This window comes from Microcystis aeruginosa NIES-4325 (assembly GCF_008974145.1).
Taxonomy (GTDB): Bacteria; Cyanobacteriota; Cyanobacteriia; order Cyanobacteriales; family Microcystaceae; genus Microcystis; species Microcystis aeruginosa_G.
The window spans coordinates 19,256-40,230 of sequence record NZ_BJKP01000029.1; the positions used below are offsets into that span (position 1 = coordinate 19,256).

General features: G+C 41.9%; 19 protein-coding genes and 1 pseudogene. 12 read left to right on the top strand and 8 right to left on the bottom strand.

What is annotated here, in order from left to right; all coding sequences use genetic code 11:
- Window positions 1-28 precede the first annotated feature (28 nt).
- The 3 genes from ndhI to nuoK all read left to right on the top strand — a co-directional run bounded on the left by ndhI (window position 29) and on the right by nuoK (window position 1,669).
- Window positions 29-601, top strand: a complete 573-nt coding sequence (gene ndhI / locus MiAbW_RS14720) for an NAD(P)H-quinone oxidoreductase subunit I (protein ID WP_002767981.1) — start codon at window positions 29-31, stop codon at window positions 599-601.
- A 140-nt stretch (window positions 602-741) separates the two neighbouring features.
- Entirely contained in the window at window positions 742-1,338 is a 597-nt protein-coding gene (locus tag MiAbW_RS14725; protein ID WP_002734810.1) for an NADH-quinone oxidoreductase subunit J, read from the top strand.
- Between the two features lie 25 nt (window positions 1,339-1,363).
- Window positions 1,364-1,669 carry an NADH-quinone oxidoreductase subunit NuoK gene (nuoK, locus tag MiAbW_RS14730; RefSeq protein WP_197533180.1) on the top strand — a complete coding sequence of 102 codons (306 nt, stop codon included), beginning with the start codon at window positions 1,364-1,366 and terminating at the stop codon, window positions 1,667-1,669.
- A 64-nt stretch (window positions 1,670-1,733) separates the two neighbouring features.
- Here nuoK and lptC read toward each other — a convergent pair whose 3' ends face one another.
- From lptC to MiAbW_RS14745, 3 genes are all read right to left on the bottom strand, one after another.
- Window positions 1,734-2,882 carry an LPS export ABC transporter periplasmic protein LptC gene (gene lptC / locus MiAbW_RS14735; RefSeq protein WP_151696736.1) on the bottom strand — a complete coding sequence of 383 codons (1,149 nt, stop codon included), beginning with the start codon at window positions 2,880-2,882 and terminating at the stop codon, window positions 1,734-1,736.
- A 303-nt stretch (window positions 2,883-3,185) separates the two neighbouring features.
- Window positions 3,186-5,027: a DUF262 domain-containing protein gene (locus MiAbW_RS14740; protein ID WP_238707303.1), complete on the bottom strand. Its 1,842-nt coding sequence runs from the start codon at window positions 5,025-5,027 to the stop codon at window positions 3,186-3,188.
- Window positions 5,028-5,391: 364 nt separating this feature from the next.
- A complete protein-coding gene (locus MiAbW_RS14745; protein ID WP_151696717.1) occupies window positions 5,392-6,582 on the bottom strand; it encodes an HhoA/HhoB/HtrA family serine endopeptidase in 1,191 nt (396 codons plus the stop codon).
- Window positions 6,583-6,745: 163 nt separating this feature from the next.
- Between MiAbW_RS14745 and MiAbW_RS14750 the strand changes: the two genes are divergently transcribed.
- The 4 genes from MiAbW_RS14750 (at window position 6,746) to MiAbW_RS14770 (ending at window position 10,910) form a co-directional block, all read left to right on the top strand.
- The gene (locus MiAbW_RS14750) at window positions 6,746-8,083 is read left to right on the top strand and encodes a Mur ligase family protein (RefSeq protein WP_151696718.1); all 1,338 of its coding nucleotides are present in this window, start codon (window positions 6,746-6,748) and stop codon (window positions 8,081-8,083) included.
- A 166-nt stretch (window positions 8,084-8,249) separates the two neighbouring features.
- Complete coding sequence (locus MiAbW_RS14755) at window positions 8,250-9,053, top strand: type 1 glutamine amidotransferase (protein ID WP_151696719.1); 804 nt, start codon at window positions 8,250-8,252, stop codon at window positions 9,051-9,053.
- A gap of 76 nt (window positions 9,054-9,129) precedes the next feature.
- The gene (locus tag MiAbW_RS14760) at window positions 9,130-10,050 is read left to right on the top strand and encodes a hypothetical protein (protein ID WP_151696720.1); all 921 of its coding nucleotides are present in this window, start codon (window positions 9,130-9,132) and stop codon (window positions 10,048-10,050) included.
- A gap of 566 nt (window positions 10,051-10,616) precedes the next feature.
- Window positions 10,617-10,910 (top strand): (2Fe-2S) ferredoxin domain-containing protein, encoded by a 294-nt coding sequence (locus MiAbW_RS14770; protein ID WP_151696722.1) that lies wholly within the window; start codon window positions 10,617-10,619, stop codon window positions 10,908-10,910.
- A gap of 523 nt (window positions 10,911-11,433) precedes the next feature.
- Here the strand turns inward: MiAbW_RS14770 and MiAbW_RS14775 are convergent.
- Entirely contained in the window at window positions 11,434-12,207 is a 774-nt protein-coding gene (locus MiAbW_RS14775) for a class I SAM-dependent methyltransferase (RefSeq protein ID WP_172967381.1), read from the bottom strand.
- 569 nt (window positions 12,208-12,776) lie between these two features.
- On the bottom strand, window positions 12,777-13,307 hold the full coding sequence (gene infC, locus MiAbW_RS14780; protein WP_002797889.1) for a translation initiation factor IF-3: 531 nt from the start codon (window positions 13,305-13,307) through the stop codon (window positions 12,777-12,779).
- A 575-nt stretch (window positions 13,308-13,882) separates the two neighbouring features.
- Between infC and MiAbW_RS14785 the strand changes: the two are divergent.
- The 3 genes and pseudogenes from MiAbW_RS14785 to mutL form a co-directional block, all read left to right on the top strand.
- Window positions 13,883-14,155: pseudogene (locus tag MiAbW_RS14785) on the top strand (AAA family ATPase); the annotation flags it as partial.
- A 206-nt stretch (window positions 14,156-14,361) separates the two neighbouring features.
- Complete coding sequence (locus tag MiAbW_RS20730; RefSeq protein ID WP_202981361.1) at window positions 14,362-14,490, top strand: element excision factor XisI family protein; 129 nt, start codon at window positions 14,362-14,364, stop codon at window positions 14,488-14,490.
- Between the two features lie 12 nt (window positions 14,491-14,502).
- Window positions 14,503-16,155 carry a DNA mismatch repair endonuclease MutL gene (gene mutL / locus MiAbW_RS14795; RefSeq protein WP_151696724.1) on the top strand — a complete coding sequence of 551 codons (1,653 nt, stop codon included), beginning with the start codon at window positions 14,503-14,505 and terminating at the stop codon, window positions 16,153-16,155.
- 68 nt (window positions 16,156-16,223) lie between these two features.
- Here mutL and MiAbW_RS14800 read toward each other — a convergent pair whose 3' ends face one another.
- Window positions 16,224-17,336, bottom strand: a complete 1,113-nt coding sequence (locus MiAbW_RS14800; RefSeq protein ID WP_151696725.1) for a sensor histidine kinase — start codon at window positions 17,334-17,336, stop codon at window positions 16,224-16,226.
- 366 nt (window positions 17,337-17,702) lie between these two features.
- On the opposite strand from MiAbW_RS14800, the gene MiAbW_RS14805 reads away from it, so the two are divergent.
- Entirely contained in the window at window positions 17,703-18,119 is a 417-nt protein-coding gene (locus MiAbW_RS14805; protein WP_151696726.1) for a DUF1816 domain-containing protein, read from the top strand.
- Between the two features lie 26 nt (window positions 18,120-18,145).
- Here MiAbW_RS14805 and MiAbW_RS14810 read toward each other — a convergent pair whose 3' ends face one another.
- On the bottom strand, window positions 18,146-18,340 hold the full coding sequence (locus MiAbW_RS14810; protein WP_151696727.1) for a hypothetical protein: 195 nt from the start codon (window positions 18,338-18,340) through the stop codon (window positions 18,146-18,148).
- Window positions 18,341-18,882: 542 nt separating this feature from the next.
- Between MiAbW_RS14810 and MiAbW_RS14815 the strand changes: the two genes are divergently transcribed.
- Window positions 18,883-19,179: a DUF3082 domain-containing protein gene (locus MiAbW_RS14815; RefSeq protein ID WP_151696728.1), complete on the top strand. Its 297-nt coding sequence runs from the start codon at window positions 18,883-18,885 to the stop codon at window positions 19,177-19,179.
- 143 nt (window positions 19,180-19,322) lie between these two features.
- Here MiAbW_RS14815 and MiAbW_RS14820 read toward each other — a convergent pair whose 3' ends face one another.
- Complete coding sequence (locus MiAbW_RS14820; RefSeq protein WP_151696729.1) at window positions 19,323-20,969, bottom strand: alpha/beta hydrolase; 1,647 nt, start codon at window positions 20,967-20,969, stop codon at window positions 19,323-19,325.
- Window positions 20,970-20,975 lie beyond the last annotated feature (6 nt).

A 20,975-nucleotide genomic window follows, 5' to 3' on the forward strand; every position in this document is an offset into this window, starting at 1 on the left:
CTGTTAACCTACTACCCCTCTGACCATCATGTTTAACATCCTCAAACAAGTCAGCGATTACGCCAAAGGTAGCATTCAAGCGGCGAAATATATCGGCGAAGGTTTATCCGTTACCTTTGATCATATGCGTCGTCGTCCAGTTACCGTCCAGTATCCCTACGAAAAGTTAATTCCTTCGGAACGTTATCGGGGTAGAATTCACTTTGAGTTCGATAAATGTATCGCCTGTGAAGTCTGTGTGCGAGTTTGTCCGATTAATTTACCAGTAGTGGATTGGACTTTTAACAAGGAAATTAAAAAGAAAGAACTCAAACACTACAGTATCGATTTTGGGGTCTGTATTTTCTGCGGTAATTGTGTGGAATACTGTCCGACTAATTGCCTATCGATGACCGAAGAATACGAACTAGCGACCTATGATCGTCATGAATTAAACTATGATAACGTCGCACTAGGCCGTTTACCCTACAAAGTCACCCAAGATCCGATGGTAACACCTCTGAGGGAATTAGGTTATCTGCCTAAAGGTGTCATCGAACCCCACGATTTACCCGCCGGTAGTCAACGCGCTGGTAAACGTCCGGAAGAAATTACCGATTAATTAGCAGTTAGGAGACTCCGAGATAGCTTTTTCTCCCCAATCCCCCCCGCAACGCGCACGCAGTGACCACCCCATCACCTAATCCCTGACTGGTGACTAATAATTAATAACTCTCAAACATAAAAGGAGATGAAACTACTGTGAATTTAGCCGAGGGCGTTCAAATAGTATCTTTTGGCATTTTAGCAGCCCTGGTAATCGGGACAGCTTTAGGCGTGGTACTATTATCTAATATCGTTTATTCCGCCTTTTTGTTGGGTGGTGTTTTTATCAGCATTTCGGGTTTATATCTCTTACTAAATGCTGATTTTGTAGCGGCGGCACAAATTCTAATTTATGTGGGTGCGATTAACGTTTTAATTCTCTTTGCTATTATGCTTGTTAACAAGCAAGAGGACTTTTCTGATATTCCTAAACGTTGGATTCGTCAGGCATCTACTGCTTTAGTTTGTGTGGGTTTATTTGTGCTGTTATCGACCATGGTTTTAATCACGCCTTGGTCAATTTCTAGCACTTCTCCCGCAGTTGTGACTAACACTTTAGTAGAAATCGGTAAGCATTTCTTTAGTGATTTCTTGCTACCCTTTGAATTAGCTTCCGTGCTATTATTAATGGCCATGGTCGGAGCAATTATTTTAGCTCGTCGTGACCTTATCCCCACCCTGAAAGCTGAAGAACCTACGGCCACAGCCTTAACATTACCCGAACGACCTAGAGAATTAACCGCCCCTAAATAAGACAAAAGAAAGAGGTATCATGCAGATTCAGTTAGAGTATTATTTGTTATTAGCGGCGGCTTTATTTTGTATCGGAATTTATGGTTTAGTTACCAGTCGCAATGCAGTCCGGGTTTTAATGTCGATCGAATTGATGCTCAATTCTGTTAACATTAACTTAATGGGTTTTTCCAACTATCTTGACCCCGCTAATATCCGAGGCCAAATTTTTACTATTTTCGTGATTACCGTAGCGGCAGCCGAAGCAGCCGTGGGTTTAGCGATTATCCTGACTATCTATCGTAACCGCGACACGATCGATATGGAACAGTTTAATCTGCTCAAATGGTAAGCTTTTAAATATTTACCCCCCCTCTCCCTTTTCTGGGGAGAGTTTTTTTGGCCAATTTTCCCTGTTAACGGGGATAAATCTCGGTGACCACTCGATCGGGGGAACTACTGGTAACAACAATGTTATTATCTTCTAAAGTGCCGATCGCTTTATCGCCAGTAAGATTAAATTTTGGTTCCTGTTGTTCATAGATAATATTCCCCTCGGCCTCGACAATTTTTTCCGACATTTTCCAAGTTAAGATCTGACTATACAATTGCGCACCAGTTTTCTGATTAATTCCCTTAACCCCATCCTTGAGATAAGCGATGCGATTGCCTAATTCCACCACCACACGATTACCAGTAATAGTGATTTGATCTTGATATTGAAAAATTTTCGTGGGGCGATCGGACGTTAAGGTACGATTTTGATAGTTCCAAATTGCCTGAGAACCAGAAATCTGTAAAGGTGGTTCTAAAGAGCGATATTCGAGGTTTTCTTGGAGGATAACCTGATTATTTTTTCTTCCCCAACGACCGCCGATAGCAGTAAGGCGATCGATAATAGTTTTACTAATATAGCGATCAAAAGCGACTTTTTGATCGGTACTAATGACCTGTTGCGGAATTTCCCAGTACAGGCGCTCGGTTTGCAGGACAACACGAGATTCCTTGGCGGTAGCCACCACTTGACCTTGTAATTCTAGTTTTTCTTGGCGCGTGTCGTAGCGTCCTTGGCGGGCCTTAGCTTCTAGTTGTAGATGACTACCTTTGATCCCTTTGGGGGAGATTAAAACACCTTCCTTGGGTAGCCAACGCAATTCTGGCGCGTTAATAATGGCCTTATTGCGGGGGTCCACAGCCACAATATTATCTTTGAGCAGAATTTCCTGGCCTTCCTTATAGACTTCACCGCGGTCAGCACTAACCTGTAAAACTACTTTCCCATCTTGATAGATATTACCCTTGATATTTTCCAGACGGGCGATTTTTTGGTCTTGGGTGTAGGTAGCTTTTTTGACCTGAATTTTCCAGAGGGGTTGTCCCGAGGGGTTAGCCTGTTCTAAGGTGGCATTATTGAGAATTAAGCGGCCAGTTTCTTCAATTTTAGGCGATTCTGTCGGCGAAATTTTCGGCGGATCGGGAGGTTGACAGGCCGTTAATCCCAGCAAACCGATTAGAAGGGCAGCCCCGCGCCCAATTGATGATTTTAATTGTAACCGCTGCCTCAATTTCGATCGCTCCGCTGCTATTTTATTAGGGGTCGAGAATAGATTCGCCTCCATCCCCTCCCATCCAGAACCGTACATGGAACTTTTACCTCATACGGCTCCTCGTTTGACTGTTCCCTTGTTAAGGGCCTGACATTCACTGGCTGTCTATATATCATTGTAGTTGACTCAAGGTCAAGTTAACTACGGATGATTCTAGGCTTCCATTGGCTGCCGTTTGTTCACTGAAGACCTGACTAGGCCGTTATTTCAGGCATTTCAGCCTTATTTCATGCCTAAACGTTTCGCACATCTTTAGTTATTTTATCTTGACCAAATTTCAATAGCCAGATCAGCTAGATAATTGGCTCGCTTTTCAATTTCTTCCTTATTCCAGACATTTTTGTCAGAAAAGTATTTGTTCAAAGAAACATTACTGTCTTTCAACAAACTAACTTTCTCCGAAAATTGTTTATTAGATAAGCCTGAATTGTCGGCCGTCAAAGTCAGATTACCTAAAGTATGTAGCCAAGTTTTATGTATTTGTTCGTGATTATCACCAAGCATATCTTGCCAGTGCGCTGTTAATTTCTGGGGCATTATATGCTCTATTGTCAGGTTCTTAGTATCAACCATCTCTTTGGTCATGCGGCGTTCTATGGTTTCCAGAATAAGCTTAACTTTATCATTTGTTTTGGCATCTTTACCATAGATGTCTTTTTTGATTAGTCCTTCACGAAATTCATCGTCTGATGGCCATGACTTTTCTCCTTGATAATTTCTCAGAAATTTTTTTAGATTAAACAGTGTATTATTAGAGTTAGTTTCTTTTTTTATGTCTTTATATAAATTTTCAAAAATTTTCCCTAAAATTTTTGTAGGTTTATTGACAAAGGAGCGTCGAACAAAGTATGATTCTAAACAATCAACAATTTCAAGGAAATCCTGAATAGATAAATGCTTGTCTTGAAAATCTCTATAGATATTGAGAAGAAAAATATGACAAGTACCAAAACGTAGGCGATTTAATCGACTAAATCTATCTTTTAGTTCGTCATTATTTTCACTTTCTTTGGGAAAAACAAGACACTGATAATATTCAGCAAAGTTAATCAACTCATCTAGTTGATATTTAATATTAAAACTATTGTTTTCCGCATTTTTGTCTAGGCGTTTTTTAATTTCTTTATAAACTTCTTTTTGAATAATTGATTCACCGTCTTTGCGAAGATAGAACCAAAAAGAATTAGTCAATGATTCAGCATATTTTTCCTCTCTTTTTCCCTCTATAGCTAGTCTTTTAAAAGATGCTTCAAGAGGTTGCCACTTTTGTTTGTATATATCTTCTCGTTGTTCACTAGGTAACTTCATAAAAACATAGTTGCGGACTAAATCGGCTTGGGTAAGTTTTTGTCCTTTTGTATTGAGACTTTCAAAAATAAGATAAGGATTTTCTTCGCTATCAGAAGTAATATTGACTAAAATTAAACGCTCTAAAAGAATATTTTTGAAGAGTTTATGTTCTCCCTCTGCAAAATTCTTCTTTTTAAGACGTTCCTTAAAGTATTGATATGCCTTATATATTGTTTTGTTATCAAATTCTCTGCTATTTTGGTTTTTGATGATACTTTTGTAAGCTTCACGATCATCTTGAGTTGGCAAGATTTTATAATAATCATCATCTTTTTTAAACTTATTTATCAGATAGTATTCATATAATTCTTCCGCCAACTCTGTATGGTTTTTCTCTTGTAAATAATTTCGCAAAGCCGCTATGATGATGGCAAGAGTAGTAAGACGTTGTTGTCCATCTATTACGACATACGGAGATATACCTTCGGCTGTTCCAGGAATTGACTGGGTGACAATAGAACCAAGAAAATGAGGTTCTTGCTCCTTATCATAGAGACTCATTAGATCTTCCCATAAAGTCTCCCATTTTTGCTTGTCCCAAGAATAAGGTCTTTGAAATAGAGGGATCTGAAATTGTTTAGTACCTTCAAGTAAATTACGAAGACTGGTTTCTGATGCTTTCATGATTTGATTTGCTCCTGCAATCGTTTTGTCTTTGGTAAAAGTGGCAAAAATTGTCTCAATTTGATTAGCCCATAAACGCCGAGCTTGGGGAACCGTCCGAAACCTTCCACGGCGAACTAAGGTAATCAACCAACTAAATAAAATCGCCCAGTTAACGGGAGAATGACCCCCACCGAGGCGGTTTATCCTCCTTCAAGGTGACATCTTTCACCCAGTTTAACTGATTTTCAATACTCCAATGCCCCTGAATTGGCTTCAAAAAGGCTTCCGCAGACAATCTTTCACTACTGATGAAATAAGTCTTCTCCTCAAAGCTCTTTCCCCCCCGTTTGCCTTGACGTTCCACTAGGACAAAGCTTTGTCAACCTTTCCATCCTGCTCATGGTTATATACTGAAACGATGCTGACTCACATCTTGCTCGCAAGTCTGTCCACCTTTTACCGTACACTTAATACTTTTTGCCCCAGTTGCCAGGATGGTCTGGTATTTGCTTTAATCGCTAGTTTTGCTGGGAAAAACCCCCGGTTGAACGGTGAGAGTTTGTTGTTTACCCCTGCGGTTAATCTCGATTTCCAGATTACCACCGATCGCACTGGTTTCTACACCTTGCTGCACATCCGAAGCGGTTTTAACGGGGTTTCCTGCCACAGTTTCGATGATATCACCGGCTTGCATCCCGGCTTTTTGGGCGGGGGAATTTTCCACCACTCGCAGGACGATTACCCCTTCATTTTGGTCAATATTAAAGTTTAATTCTTTAGTTTCGTTCAATTGCTGCCGTAATTCTGGGGTTAGCGTCACCATGTGGATGCCGATGTAGGGATGTTCCGCTTTACCCTTACTAGATAGCTGTCCTGCCACTTTTTGGGCGGTTTCGATGGGAATAGCAAACCCTAAACCCTGGGCATCGGCCCGAATTGCCGTATTAATACCGATAACTTCCCCCTTGGCGTTTAGCAACGGGCCGCCGGAATTGCCGGGGTTAATAGCGGCATCGGTTTGGATAAAACGAACCCGTTTATCTGGAACCCCCACTTCGCTGCTAGTGCGTCCTAGGGCGCTAATAATGCCCACTGTCACCGTATTATCTAAGCCCAGGGGATTGCCAATTGCGATCGCCCACTCCCCGGGGATTAAAGTTTCGGCCTTGCCAAAAGTCACCGTCGGTAAATTTTCCGCCTCAATTTTCACCAAGGCCACATCGGTCATATTGTCAACCCCCAATACTTTACCCTGATAGGTTTGACCGTTTTTCAAAGTCACTTTTACTTGGGTTGTCCCTTCCACCACATGGGCATTAGTTAAAAGTAATCCATCTGTACTAACAATAAATCCAGAACCGGTTCCTCGTTCCAAATGCTCCTTGGGAATCGGCACTTCATTACCAAAAAAGCGCCGAAAAAAGGGCTGTTTAAATTCTTCGGGAATTTGGTCGGCCACTTCCCGGGCCGAGTCAATCCGCACCACCGCCGGCCCGACTTTCTGCACGGCCTGGGCGATAAAATTAACATTACCGTCGGTTTGGGGAATAACAGGGAGAGAGAGGGAGGCGGGGAGGATTGCCGGCGGTTTATTTACCTCTAGGGGTGCTTTTCTGCTTAAATACTGATTTCCTAGCACACCCACAGTACCCCCTAGGGCGAGTAATCCCAGTGAAATCCCCAATCTTGTCAATAAACCCATAAGCCCTAGCCCTAAAATGTCGTGTGCGGTAGAATCGGCCCCAAACTTACCTATATTATAGGCTGTCTTTTTTGTCGGTAGAAAAGAATCAATGGGAACTTGCCCCGTTTACGGGTCTTCTTTTAGGGGTAAAATCACGAAACAGCTATAAAAATCTCACTTCATGCAATTGTTTGATCGCATCCGTTTAGGGATAGCCGTAGCAGTGGCTAAAACCGTTACTGCTGTGGTTAAAGGACTCCGTTTAGGGGCTGCCAGCGTCTTGCCGGGGGAAATTGCCCGTCGTCTCCATCCCCGTTTGTTGCCGCTACTTTGTGGGCAAGTCCGACGGGGGGTAATCTTGGTGGTTGGCACGAATGGAAAAACTACCACTTCCTTACTGCTAAGAACTATTCTAGAGCGTCAGGGGGCAAAAGTCACCCATAATACCACTGGGGCAAATTTAATTAATGGTTTAATCACTGCTTTATTAGCCGATGCCAATTTATTCGGCACTTTAAAGGCTGATTATGCCATTTTAGAAGTGGATGAAAATATTCTCCCTTTGGTTTTAAAAGATTGTCGTCCTCGCGCTATTTTAGCTCTTAATTTGTTTCGCGATCAACTTGATCGCTATGGGGAAGTGGATACAATTAGTCGCCGTTGGCAAGGGGCCATATCTCCCCTACCCACCGATACTTTAGTGATTCTCAATGCTGATGATCCGACCCTTTCCCATTTGGGTCAACAACTGCCCCAAAGAGTTGTATATTTTGGCTTAAGTGAGCCGGAATTATATCTAGAAGAAATTCCCCACGCTGTCGATTCTATTTACTGTCCTAAATGTGGTGCTTCTTTGGATTATCGCGGGGTTTATCTCTCCCATTTAGGGGATTTTAGTTGTCCTAGTTGCGGCTTTAAAAAGAGTAATCCTGCTTTTCATAGTCACGATTGGCCGCAGATTTTAATCGGTGTTTATAATAAATATAATACTTTAGCAGCTGGTTTAGTAGCCCAAGAATTGGGTATTAAAGATCGAGAAATTTTTGAGACAGTTCAGGGTTTTAAAGCGGCTTTTGGTCGAGCGGAAGAATTAGAAATTGAGGGTAAAAAAGTTAGAATTTTACTGTCTAAGAATCCCGTGGGTATGAATGAAACAATTCGCGCCGTGGCCGATATTTTACAGAAAGAAAAGTCTTCTACTACTCTCTTAGTTCTCAATGATCGCATCCCCGACGGGACGGATGTTTCTTGGATTTGGGATGTGGATACGGAAAAATTAACCCGTTTGGGAACAACTTTAGTAGTAACGGGCGATCGACTTTATGACATGGCTTTGCGCTTACAATATAGTCAGGATAGTCTCGCTTATCCGGTTGATTTAATTGTTGAATCCGATCTAAAAAAGGCGATCCAAATTGCCCTTAATAACACCAAAAATGAGGAAACTTTACATATTTTACCCACCTATTCTGCTATGTTAGAAGTACGAGAGATTCTCACAGGTCGAAAGATTTTGTAGAAATTAGAAAAGGGGGACATAAGCGCAAGCTTACATTAGCTTTTTTTGTGAGATGCTTACACGCAGTTGTTTATATATTTGTAATAATTTTCGATATTTATACAAACTTGAGATACAGACTGTTTCTTATCCCCCATACCCTCATCCCCTAATCCCCTAAGAAATTATGCAAGAACTAGAACTAAAAATCGGCTGGTTATATCCAACCTTAATGAGTACCTACGGAGATCGAGGTAATGTTATTACTATCCAAAGAAGATGTCAATGGCGTGATATTCCTGTGACAATTATTCCCCTAGATGCTCAAACAGAAGCCGAGACATTTTACCAAGTAGATATAATTGTTGGGGGTGGGGCGCAGGATCGGCAACAGGAGATCGTTATGCGGGATTTACAGGGTAAAAAAGCGGCGGCAATGAAAGAACAATTATCGGCAGGAATACCGGGGGTTTTTACCTGTGGTTCCCCACAATTATTAGGGCATTATTACGAACCAGCTTTCGGTCAAAGAATCGAAGGATTGGGATTATTAGACCTAGTAAGTAAACATCCCGGCCCCAATGCGAAACGCTGTATCGGTAACGTGGTTTTTGAAATTACGGCCTCTCCCTTAGCGGAAGAAATAAAAGCTATGACTGGGGAAAAACCGCTAGTAATTGGCTTTGAAAATCACGGGGGTCGTACCTATTTACAGACCGTTTCTCCCTTGGGAAAGGTGATTACTGGCTACGGAAATAACGGAGAGGACGGTTATGAAGGGGCATTTTACCACAATGCGATCGCTACCTATGCCCACGGTCCCCTACTACCCAAAAATCCCTTTTTAGCCGATTGGTTAATCACAAAAGCTTTAGAACAAAAGTATCAAAAACCCGTTTTTTTAACAAAACTTGATGATTCTCTGGCCTTGAAGGCACGATTTGCCATGTTTGAACGACTAGAACTAACCGGCGTGACCAATAAAGCCTAAACTGGTCATATACACTTATGGCAGGAGATAGTCAAACTAGCCATTAAGAATTTTAATTCTGGCAGCTTATGAAATTATGACTGGAAAAATTATCGATCGTCAAACGGCGGGGTTTCTCGTCCTCATCATCCCCCTAGCGGTGCTAATCATCCTTGTTTTTACCGCTTGGCCATTGATCCTACTTGTCTTCTTCTTAACCCTGGCGGTCAAGGTGTGGCAAGACTATCGCTGGTCAAAATTATCGACGGTGATTAACCCCTATTTCAATCAACTTTTACAGGACAATCAAGGTTGTCTCACCCCGATTGACCTATCGGCAAAAGCCAATCTCACGGCCAAATTAGCCAGACAATTTTTAGACAAAAAAGCTGAGGAATTTGGAGCGCAAAAAAAAGCTGTAGGCGATAAGGGTATGGCCTATTACTTTATCACCGCCAGTACCTTGGGTAGTATTTTTGATGAGAGTGACCCCTCTTTAGAAGAAATAGAGGAAAAACAAGTTCCTGCGATTACGGCATCGAGATCACCTCTGACCAATTTAGAGCAATCCCAGGAGGCTAAATCCCCCCTGATTGTCGCCGAAAAAAGCGAAAATTCTGTCCCGGAGGTTCCTGTTATTTCCTCCTCCCAATCCCTGACTAATTTAGGTAAATTATTTGAGGAAAAAGAGGAAGGAAATACCGCAGCGATCGCTGTTCAAGAAACGGTAATTCAAGAACCGGAGGAGATAATTAATCCTAGTTTAAACAGTCCTGACAGTTCTTTATCCCAATCAGAAGCAGAAGTTAGGGAAGAATCACTAACCACTGTATCTGAAACCATCTCATCGATGAGTTTGGCGGATTTGGCTAAACGTTTAGGAGTTACCCCGGCCGTTTTGGGTAGAAACAAGAAAAATAAATCGGAAGCAGAATTTGCCGATTGGAGTCGCATCAGAGATCCCGATGGTATTGCTTGGAAATTTGACGCCAAAAACTCCTTATTTGTGGTTAGCTAATAGGTAATTTGTTTTGTTTTTTAGACAGGCATTGAGCCTGTCTTTTTTAGATCTAGGATTTAGGGAGATGGCAGCGCCAGAGCAGTCCCAGAATACCCGACTGGAAGCTCCTTCTTTCAAAAAATTAAGGAAATGGTGAGTCCCGACAACATTGGCGACGAATAACGGTAGGATGTGTTAGCGAGTGCGTAACGGATCATTTTTAGTTTCAAAAGTCAAGGGTGCGTGGGACGCGTCCCACCTGATCAGCGATCGCAATACGATATCGGCGATCACGCTCTTCGGGGATCGCTTTGTAACTGACGTGGTTGCTTTAATGGACGTGAGATGATTTGCCTACCGCTCTCAGCCTGCTTTCGCCGCAAATCATCGCAAAGGGCATTAGTATTGTATTGATTTAACTCAGGCTCTGTAAGACTTTTAGCCATAGCTAGTATATTTATATGGGAAAGTTCAGTTATATTGATAGTATCGGGGATTCGGGGCAAAATAAAGGTATGCTTCCTCAAAGCTGCTCCCAAGAATATCGCCAGGGAACTCTCTAATTTTTCAACTTTTTAGGCAATATGTCTTATCCGCAAAAGCGATTTGTCATGGTCTGTCAGCATTCTTCCTGTTTGGTAGAGGGTGCGTCCGAGCTTCTTTTAGCTTGGCAAACGGCAGCTCTCCCAGAAGATGTCATCGTTATGACCAGTGGTTGTCAAGGACAGTGTAGCACTAGCCCCACGGTGAGAATTATTCCTGAAGAAACTTGGTACTGTCGTGTTAAACCAGAGGATGTCAATCAGATTGTCGAAGAACATTTAAAAAACGGTCAACCAGTTGAGTGTTTACTCCATCCACGCATTCACCCTCAATAGACCTCTGGTAAGGGTCAAAAATTGTCCTGATAGGTTAGAGAGTCATTAGTCAGTAGTCAGGAGAATTAAGAATGAATAATAATCAATAAATGGTTACGGAAGAACCCTATCGGCCCTCCCTTACTTATGGTTATCAGAAAAAGTTATCTGAGGGAGGGCTTATGCCCTGGCCCCCACATAACAACTAATATGGGGTAATTTAGGGGCGCAATGCTTGCACCCAATATGTGACATTAACAAAAAGCTTACACAATGATGTAGAGAGAGAGCATTTTTTTCTCCTTTGTCTTTTTTTCAAGTCTAACTTTCGGCTCTTCTTTACTTTGTGTGATAAGCACTGATTATCATTCGTAGGAGTCTTGCTAGGCAAGGCTTTGAAGACTATATTTCTATAAAATTATCCCTATTATTCTTCCCTCCACACAGAAACCAGAAGAGCCGAACTTTCTTCTGGACTATTACCTTTGGGGAAAAAGTTCAAGTTGTGAAAGTGCAAAGTATATAAACCTAAATTTTTAACAGCTTAGAACGGTTTTTGACCGCAGACGACGATATTCCAAGCGATTTTGCTCATAATACCACTTAGATACTTCTCCAATACTTGATCGACCAAACAAGCGACCTGACTGATTGGATTCATCAACCATTGTGGAGAAAGCATGACTTCTGCAAAGGGAGTAGAGAAAAATCCTTGCGGATAAGACAGAGTTTTGACAAAACCAGAAGAGCGGAATAGTTTTAACAATTGTGCTTCATCAAGCTGCTCCTGTTCTGCGGAGTAGGATTTGTCCATCTTAGTCCGAACTTGTCTAAGATATTGAAAGAGAGGATTGGCATCTTGGGGTTCATTGACTACAAGAAAACCACCTGGTTTTAACAAGTATAGACATTTTTCCAGAGCGGCGGGCAAATCTGACATATGATGGAGAACACCGATCATGAAAATGACATCGTAGAGATGATCTGTTTGATAATCAAAAAAATCTGCTGTTTGGAAGCTGGCATTGGAGAATCGATTTCGTTGTTGGGCACTCAAGATTAATTCTTGAGAATAATCAAGTCCCGTATAGGTTCCGTAGCGTCCACGCAGATACTCAGCAGTAAAGCCAGCACCGCACCCCACTTCCAAAATGTCAGACTGATTGTTGAGGTGTATTTTGTTAAGGGTTTGGACAAATCTTAAAGCCCGCGCTCTCCTTGAAGGTGGATAAATATCCTTTTTTGCGTATTTGAGGGCAATAGCATCGAATAACTCTCGGTCTCTCCGCGCTCTGTTCTGGTCTAGATTATATTTCACAATCAAATCTCCAAAATTGTAGTTATTTATACAGATTTTCTTACACACCTATGTTTCATAGTAGTCCATCTTGAAGCCATTTGGATTAGAATTAAGCTAAGACGCATTTAAACTGGGTGTTGTTAAGTTGGCCAAAAAAGCGGACAATCCTTTTACTGTTCCAGTGTTCTGGCTTTCTCCATTTCCTTATCCACATCCACCTAGACTAATTTAGATACGCGGGCAGCTTATTATGTCTAAATCCAGAGTCATTGACCTGATAATAGAGCCATTCTAATACTCTTTTGCCACTAGGTCAACCCATTTGATACTAAATCCTGTTTAAAAGGCATAGGAGATCAGGGAGCAGGGAGAGGGGCACGCCAGAGATGCGGAGAAACAATCCATAACTGGGTTTTTAAAGTTCGATTGGGAGTTAATCATACCATTAAAAACGGATTTGGTTTGAGTGCCTGTGATTTCAATCTAGAGACTTAATTCTCGGATAATACATTTGTTTTAAATTATTGGTTTCCTCTCGGTATTTCTGAAAAAAAAGGGGATAAAACCCCTTTTTCTGGATTAGTTAATTATTTTTTCGGCGATAACATCATCATCATGTTACGACCTTCTTTTTTTGGCGCTTGCTGTACCTCAGCTACATCCTGTAAATCTTTGGCCATGCGCGCCAGTAATTCTTCCGCTAGGTTAGAGTGTTGAATTTCCCGTCCTCGGAAGGTAATCGTCGCTTTTACCTTATCTCCCGCTTTTAAAAAACGTTGCGCTTGGTTGACTCGCACGTTGTAGTCATGCTCATCGATTTTATAGCGCATTTTAACTTCTTTTATATCGGCTGTATGCTGTTTTTTCTTGGCTTCGCGGGCTTTTTTCTCCTGTTCAAACTTGTATTTCCCATAGTCCATAATCCGGCAAACGGGAGGACTTGCCGTTTCACTGACGAGGACGAGATCAAGTTCCTTTTCTTCGGCCACGCGTAAAGCTTCGGCAGGAGTAATAATGCCTAGTTGAGAGCCGTCGCTATCGATAACGCGGATTTCAGGAAAGCGGATTCTTTCGTTAATTTGGGGGAGATCGCGAGTAGTGCGTCTTTTATCTATCACAGGCGTTCTGGGTTATCTCTATTCTGGTTAATTAATCGGCTGGAGTTTACAAAATGATTTACTTGCTATTCTACCTACTCGATCGAGTTTCTTGGCCAATTGTTAAGTTTTCTTGCAATGTTAATTTTTAGTCGTCGGCCGTCAGCTGGCGGCCTTGAGCTAGATAAGCTGTTGTGCTTGGGCTTTGTTAGACTAAGATTCCATACTATCGGGAATTGATTCGGTAAGGTGCGTTCTCCCTGGTCGATTAGTTGCTTAGTCAGAGTTACAGCAAGGAACGCATCCTATTAAGTACCTAAGCAAAATTAATTACACATTTCGATAAAGCTTTTGCCTATTGCCTATTGCCTATTGCCTATCCTAACCAAGAAATTAATTTTGCACGACTACTTAGTAGGAAAGGATCAGGCGAAAGTTGAGAAAATTGTTCAGTATGGTGGTATTCGTCATAAAACTTCCCTTCCCTTTTGAGAATTTGTTGAATGCTTCGCTGATGTTTTAATATTACCTATTGCCTAAAACTATAGATTACTTATATTAAAGTTCATGGCTTTAAATACTTTGATAATTTTGAAATGGAATTTAGGATGCTTACTGTAGTTACTGGGGTTAATGGGGATGGTAAGAGTAATTTATGTGATGCTTGGCAATTGTTGGCGCGGCTGGCACAAGTCGATCTGAAGAGGGCTTTTAGCAAGCAAAGAGGACATACTAGGCAAATTTTTACCCAATATGACGAGGACGAATACGCCAAGAAAAGGGAATTTATAGTTGAGATGTTAGTCAATCGCAAGATAAAAGATAATTGGGGTAGATAAGTCGATCTTAAATATAAAATTTTGCGCTCTTAATTAATAATAAAACGAGAGTTTAATGTAATCAAACTATAAGATTTGTCCATGGTAAACTGGCACCTATTTATACCGTTAAAACCGAAGTAATTCTTAATACCAAACAGTATCATTATCTCTTGTTTTATCTTGGTTAGAGTGACAGAATCACGCAGATTTAGGTCTGTATAATTCCCGTTGATATTATCAATAATAAAATCTGGGTGCAGCAGGACGGCACGGCAGCAGCGATCGCTGATAAATTGGTAGCGAGGAGAGTTCCCAAACAAGACATCGTTTTAGCTTACCATAGGCCCCATGTGCGACAATATACCGAGTTTGCCCTTGGCTAAAACCATTAATTGATGACCTTGCCCATACAAGTTTTACCCCAAGACGTAATCGATTTAATTGCCGCAGGAGAGGTAATCGACTCTTTAGGCGCTGTGGTGCGAGAATTAGTCGAAAATGCCATTGATGCGGGGGCAGATAGGATTACCATCGATATATCTCCCCAAAACTGGCGAATACAAGTATCGGATAACGGTAGGGGAATGTCTAGAGAAGATTTGCAACTGTGTAGCTATGCCCACAGTACCAGCAAAATCCGCCAACGGGACGATCTTTGGCAGATTACCAGTCTCGGATTTCGTGGTGAAGCTTTGCACAGTATCGCACAGGTGGCGCGTCTGCGGGTTGCCAGTCGCCATGACGAGGATTTAGGTTGTTATTGTCTTTACAATCACCAAGGCGAGCCGGATAATTTAGAAACGATTCCTATAGCTATCGGCACTATCGTGACGGTAGAGAATCTCTTTGGTAACTTTCCCGTCCGTCGTCAAGCTTTACCGTCAATTAACAAACAATTAAAGGATATACAGACTTTAATCCATAATTTTGCTCTCTGTCATCCCCAAATTACTTGGCAGGTTTTCCAAGATCATCAAGATTGGTTACGCATTAGTCCGAGTAAAGATGCCAGTCAAATATTACCGCAATTAGTTAAATCTCTGCATTTTAACGATTTAGCATCTCTAAAACTTGACTTAACGACTCCTGACGCAGAATCCGCCCAAATTGAATTAGTCATTGGTTTGCCCGATCGCATTTCTCGCCATCAACCAGATTGGGTTAAAATTGCTGTTAATGGGCGAATGGTGCGTTCATCGGAGTTAGAACAGGCAATATTTCAAGCCTTCGCTCGTACAGTCCCTAAAGATCGCTATCCCGTTTGTTTCCTCCATCTACATCTTAACCCTCGTTCGATCGACTGGAATCGTCACCCAGCTAAAGCAGAAATATACCTGCATAACCTCATTTTTTGGCAAGAACAGATAATTTCAGCCATAGACAAGGCGTTAGGACTAAACCCCGAACATATACCCGAAAAAGCGCAAAATCAGCGCGTCAGTCAAATTCTCAAGGCTGCCGAAGAAAAAAGCACCTATACAATAGGGGAGAAATCCAGGAAAAATCGGCTGGAATTAAAGGCACTGGCCCAAATTCACCAAACTTACATAGTTGCCGAACATCCTAACGGATTATGGTTAGTCGAACAACATATTGCCCATGAGCGGGTTTTATACGAACGTTTAGAGGATAACTGGGCAATTGTGCCGTTAGATACTCCGATCATCTTAAATCAGTTAACTACTCGACAAATCGAACAATTACAACGTTTAGGATTAGAAGTTGCTAGTTTTGGCGATCGCTCTTGGGCAATTCGTAGTATTCCTGTTCTACTAAAAGAACGCGAGGATCGGGCTGATGCTTTACTAGAATTAAGTTTAGGGGGCGATTTACAAACCGCTCAGGTTGCTACCGCTTGCCGGAGTGCGATCCGCAACGGTACAGCTTTAAGTTTAGAAGAAATGCAGAAATTACTCGATGATTGGCAAAATACCCGTAATCCCCGCACCTGTCCCCACGGAAGACCGATTTACTTATCCTTAGAAGAAACTTCGCTCTCTCGCTTCTTCCGTCGTCATTGGGTAATCGGCAAAAGTCACGGCATTTAATCAGTTATCAGTTATCAGTTATCAGTTATCAGATGTGAGTTTTCAGTTTACTGATTACTGATTACTGTTCACTGAAAATTGGGAGATATTGCTAGGGAAAAACGAAAAGTGCTGCCTTTACCTAATTGACTTTCCACCTCGATTTGACTTTGGTGTAATTCCACTAAACGACGGGTAATCGCTAAACCGATACCACTACCCCCAGAATAACGGGAACGAGAGCGATCGGCCCGCCAAAAGCGCTCGAAAATCAAGGGTAAATCTTCGGATGCGATGCCAATTCCCGTATCGATAACGGCAATTTGTAGGTGGTTTTTGTCCCTTGTCACTTGCAGGGTAATTGCACCATGATCGGTGTAACGAATGGCATTACCGAGCAGATTCACTAAGATTTGTTCCAGGCGATCGGGATCGGCCATGACAGATGGTAAATTGGGGGGACAATTTAACTGTAAATTCGGTCCATCTTCTAATAATTGATCGGCAAATTTTTCGATGAGAGAATTTAACAAAGGTAATAAATTAACAGGTTGCAGTTTAATCGAGAGATAACCAGATTCCGCTCGCGATAGCTCCTGTAGATCGTGGGTTAAACGTTCTAATCTGCGGGTTTCTTTGACTAATTTCTGATAAAGTTCTGGATTAGGTTCGATCGCACCATCGGCTAATTCTTCTAAATATCCCCGCACCACAGTTAAAGGGGTGCGTAATTCGTGGGTAAGATCACCAATTAATTCCTGGCGCCGTTTTTCCACATCAGCTAAACTAATCGCCATCTGATTAAAACTAATGGCTAATTGATTTAATTCTGGAATTTCGCTTTCTGGAACTCGCGCCGATAAATCCCCTTCAGCAAAATTTTTAGTGATTTGTTTCATTTGTTTTACCGGTTTCATAATGCGTTGAGAAACCAAAAAACTTAGATAACCAGCCGTACTTCCTCCCGCAATGAATGACCAAATAGCACTACTATCCCAAGCTGTCTCAAAACCCCTAACCAAGAAAGTTCTCGCTGATCGCACGGTAAAAAATCCCTGCCTTTCTAACTGTTCCAAACGCAAAACAAACATTCGCGGAGAAGATAATTTAGCAATGATAATAAAGCTACTCAATCCCACCACCATAACGAGGAGATGGGATAAAAATAATCTGGTTCCTAAGCTTAATTTTGGTGGATGCATATTTGTTAAAAAACTCTATTTGTCGTCAATATTATTGACAGGGGTTCTCATAAAGATGAAGTATAACAGGATTTGGTATCGACGACCGACTCCCGAAAACAAAAACTTTGTACCTCACTATTAAGATAACTGCCATATATTCGGCTACAGTATCTTGAATAAAGAACTCTATCGGGTTCTTCCTGTGGAAGAATCTCCCGTCAAGCTATGCTCTGAGGGAAGAGTAGGTCAAAACTTAACTTTTTGCCGCTCTATGCTATGGTATCAAGATGCGCTACTCTGTTAGGAGATGATTTTGCTTGAGTCATCTGCTCAAAGTAGCGTCTGTTTTTTTAACCCTTATCCCCAAAAGAGAATCTTTTCTGTATGCTAGAGGCTAATAATCAGGGAGAGAATCAAATATTTCTCTATGAAGTTGTTTTTTCGGGTTCTTCTGGCTCTTGGCCTCAACGCTTCTCCCGGACAGTCCTGCGAGTGCCTAAAAGCCGCATGAGTCAAGAAACACAGCGCCTCCTGCGCCAAGGGGCCAAGATTCTCAGTATAAAGCCTCTTGACCAAGAAACTGTCCCGATCAAGCCTAGTTTACCTCCTCAACCCTGGTGGGTAGAGATCACCACCAGTCAGCCGAAATGTCTCTATTATTTTGGGCCGTTTGAGAGTTTTTCTGAAGCTTTATCCCATCAATCCGGTTATATCGAAGACCTACAATCGGAATCCGCTCTGGGAATTAACAGCGAAATTAAACAATGTCAGCCAGAGGTTTTAACTCAAGAAGATTTTTAATTTATGGTATCTAATTATAGAGATTTTTAGGAATAGTTAGCTTCCTCTTGTTTTCGTTGAATAATGCCTTTACCCTCACAGAATTTACAGGGGACGGATTCATTCTCTGTCTCTAGATAGATTCTTCCTTTGCCTTGGCAGCGGTGACAGATAACTTTTTCTTCCCACCAATAATTCTCTAAAAAAGCCTCATCGGTAATATAGGTAAAATCTTCAAACATTGGCTTGTCCTCTTATCGTTGAGATAGCTTAATCTGGATTAATCTTTCAACCTGAGAAATTGAAAATCAGTTTTACCCCCATCCTAAAAAAGATCGGGTTCATTCTTCTTGAAACTTAAATTACTTCATATTTATTTATATTTATTAATATATAATGAGTGTTCACTATCAATCTGCTGTACCTCACATTTGAGTGTTTTACATTGCGGAGTTGCGATTTTTGCAGGAGGTTTACTGTTTACCGATCACAGCAAAAAAGCTCCAGTGCTCCCGTTCGGACCTCGGTGTGAGCTTTTGCGTTCGACAAAAGCTCACGGCCGAAGCCTTCTCCGGTGCAGTCTTAACGAGTAATTTAGATAGTCAACAGCTTATTAGCCACTCTTTGTGCTAGTTTAAGCCTAGTCGGTTGGAAAAATTTCGGTTCCCTGTTACGCACGCTCAAGAGGTCAGAATAGGAATGAATCGCGATCATCGCCGATCGATTGAAAATGATTAGCCGTAGCAATAAGGCAATAGAATTAAAATTTGAGGACTAAAAAGTAATGACCACAGAATTAGAACCCAAAAAAGTTACTCCTACTCGCTGTTTAGTTGGGGCGGCAATTTCGTCCGCATTGGGGACAATTCTCTATTATCTCACGGCAGCGATCGGTCATTCTTTTTACTCAAAACCGATGGTTGCTCACAGTCCGATCGCCTTGAGAATTGGCAGCGCTGTCCGCACTTTAGTTTTTGGTTTAGCTTCTCTAGGAACCTTTATCTTTGCTTTTGTCACCATTGGTTTAATTCTTTTGGCTATTCAATTACTACTTAAACGCCCTCAACAAACTAATTCTTAAAATTACAGTTTTAAACCGCCCAATTCCCGACCGATACTGGGAAGTAGGGAAGTCGGGAAGTTGTCTCATCACCCTATCACCCCAAAACCCCAAAACCCCAACATCTAACACCTGCCTCCTATCTCCTATCTCCTGATAACTGATTAACGGACATTTTGAGAGATAAAATCTTCGATGAGTTGTTCTAAAGCCGCCGAGGATGCGCGGGTAATCAGAAAACATCTAAACTCCTGGCCTTGACTGAGATATTGGGAATAGGCGGCCTGTAAAAAAGGTTTATAGCTGGGGTTTTTGCGAATATACACCTCAAAAAAGGCCAAAGATAGGGAATGGGCGTAACTATCGATCACATAGGGTGCCGGCAGGGTAAGATCGGCTACGGATTCGATCGCTTCGTTAATTCCCGCATCTAGTACCGAAAAATCGACGTGAGCTTGACCTTCAATCAGAGCTAAATATTTATTTTCGGTATTGATCAGGGGAAAAGAGCGCACCTGTTCAAAAATAGCGGGAGTAGCGGGATCGTAGGTTCCTGCCGCTACAAAAGTGGGAATTTCGATCTTACCTAGTCCTTTAGCCCCGAAAATACTCCAATTAAAGGGATTAACTGCAAAAATCGCTTTTATTCTCCGATCGCGAAAGTTATATTCTTCTCGGGGTAAATCCAAAGCACGACACTGCAGCAAGAGGGAGACATTCAGAAAAGCTAATCTTCTTTGGCAGTCCCGTTGTAAATTCTCGAAATCGATCGTCGCCCCACCCACGGCTAAGGCTGTATAACCGCCGAAGGAATGTCCAGCAACTCCCACATGATCTAGATCTAATTGCCCCTGAAATTCCCTAGTGTTGCGTCTTTGCAATTCATCGATCACAAAAGATATGTCCAATGGACGATTGACAAATTCGTTGCTATAAAAAACCGTCCGCGATAAACCGGCGAGCAGATTCTGCACCTGTATAGTATCACTGCCGGGGTGTTGGGGCATGGCGACGAGATAACCGTAACTGGCCAAGTGTTCTGCGTGTCGGACAAAATCTTCGGGACGGGAAGCTAAACCGTGGGAAAAGACGATAACGGGGGTTTTCTGGGTTAATTGCCCCTTCGGTTTGACAATGATTAGATAAAGTTCCCTCTGACGACGGCTATCGGTTAAATCCAGCCGCATTTGTTCCACTTGTTGCGGTCCTGGTTGTCGGGGGTCGGTCATGGCGGTAAAATTAATTTCACTGGCCTTTTTAGCTTCTTCTAAGGATAATTGCGCCACCTTTTCCGTGAATACTGTGGTGGCTTTCAGGACGGTATCGATCGCCCGGGCTAATCTTTGCACTCTTGTCACATCAATCTGCATATTAGTGGGCAGATTACGCAGCAGGTTAAGAATAGTTACCCCTCCTGGTTCAAAAGCTGATTTAATTAGGGCAGAACGCAGGGCAAATTTACCATTAATATCCCCTTGAATGGTGATCAGTTCCCCTAAAAGGTTGAGAATATCTTCCCCCATTGTGGTGTTAAAAAAGCGCGAGATCAGGACGGGATTAATTTCTTTACTTGTGGTTAAAGCTTGGCGAAATTCTTTTTGTTGTTCGGGGGTGGTATTACCTAAATATTGTCTTAGATTAGCGTCAATTCTGCCAGTCTTGGCAAAGTTTTCTAGGGAACTAATTTCTAGGGTACGACTAAAGGGCGCTAAGATAAAAGTGATTCTCTCGGCCGAGAGGACAGGAAAGCTAGTCAGTATCGTTCCCAAGCAACCCAGAGCGATCAAGCGGCCAATTTTAGCTAATTGCACAAGTTT

Coding starts and splice junctions, on each gene's coding strand:
- ndhI (WP_002767981.1), top strand. CDS start 29: ATGTTTAACATCCTCAAACAAGTCAGCGATTACGCCAAAGGTAGCATT.
- MiAbW_RS14745 (WP_151696717.1), bottom strand. CDS start 6,582: ATGGGTTTATTGACAAGATTGGGGATTTCACTGGGATTACTCGCCCTA.
- MiAbW_RS14750 (WP_151696718.1), top strand. CDS start 6,746: ATGCAATTGTTTGATCGCATCCGTTTAGGGATAGCCGTAGCAGTGGCT.
- MiAbW_RS14755 (WP_151696719.1), top strand. CDS start 8,250: ATGCAAGAACTAGAACTAAAAATCGGCTGGTTATATCCAACCTTAATG.
- MiAbW_RS14760 (WP_151696720.1), top strand. CDS start 9,130: ATGACTGGAAAAATTATCGATCGTCAAACGGCGGGGTTTCTCGTCCTC.
- MiAbW_RS14770 (WP_151696722.1), top strand. CDS start 10,617: ATGTCTTATCCGCAAAAGCGATTTGTCATGGTCTGTCAGCATTCTTCC.
- mutL (WP_151696724.1), top strand. CDS start 14,503: ATGACCTTGCCCATACAAGTTTTACCCCAAGACGTAATCGATTTAATT.
- MiAbW_RS14800 (WP_151696725.1), bottom strand. CDS start 17,336: ATGCATCCACCAAAATTAAGCTTAGGAACCAGATTATTTTTATCCCAT.
- MiAbW_RS14805 (WP_151696726.1), top strand. CDS start 17,703: ATGCTAGAGGCTAATAATCAGGGAGAGAATCAAATATTTCTCTATGAA.
- MiAbW_RS14810 (WP_151696727.1), bottom strand. CDS start 18,340: ATGTTTGAAGATTTTACCTATATTACCGATGAGGCTTTTTTAGAGAAT.
- MiAbW_RS14815 (WP_151696728.1), top strand. CDS start 18,883: ATGACCACAGAATTAGAACCCAAAAAAGTTACTCCTACTCGCTGTTTA.